The organism is Micromonospora endophytica, from assembly GCF_003236305.1.
Lineage (GTDB): Bacteria > Actinomycetota > Actinomycetes > Mycobacteriales > Micromonosporaceae > Micromonospora > Micromonospora endophytica.
On record NZ_POTX01000542.1, the window covers coordinates 1 to 426 of the forward strand.

At 54.9% G+C, this 426-nt stretch carries 1 protein-coding gene; it reads left to right on the forward strand.

Annotation, left to right across the window (positions count from 1 at the left end):
- Positions 1–94: 94 nt before the first annotated feature.
- The coding region (gene mpaA, locus C1I93_RS33460) for a murein tripeptide amidase MpaA (RefSeq protein WP_111246731.1) at positions 95–426 on the forward strand (332 nt) is incomplete at its 3' end.

Here is a 426-nt window from a genome sequence, read left to right on the forward strand (position 1 = left end):
ATACAAGAGGGTAAATAGAAACCATTTGATAATCGGCGGGTTTTACACAACACTACGATGATTACCCTACTGGTCTCAGCTTCGGGAAACGCGTATGACTGTCACCCGCCCCCGTGCCGAGCGCGGCGCATTTCCGCCAGGCACTGAACATTATGGACGTTCGCTACTAGGCGCGCCGCTAATCTGGTTTCCGGCGCCTGCCGCCAATCGCGAAAGCGGTCTGATACTGGCTGGCACCCACGGGGATGAAACCTCATCCGTGGTGACGCTCTCCTGTGCGTTACGCACCTTAAATCCGTCCCTTCGCCGTCATCATGTCGTACTTGCCGTTAATCCTGATGGCTGTCAACTGGGGTTAAGGGCAAATGCGAATGGCATTGATCTAAACCGTAACTTTCCCGCCGCCAACTGGAAAGCGGGTGAGAC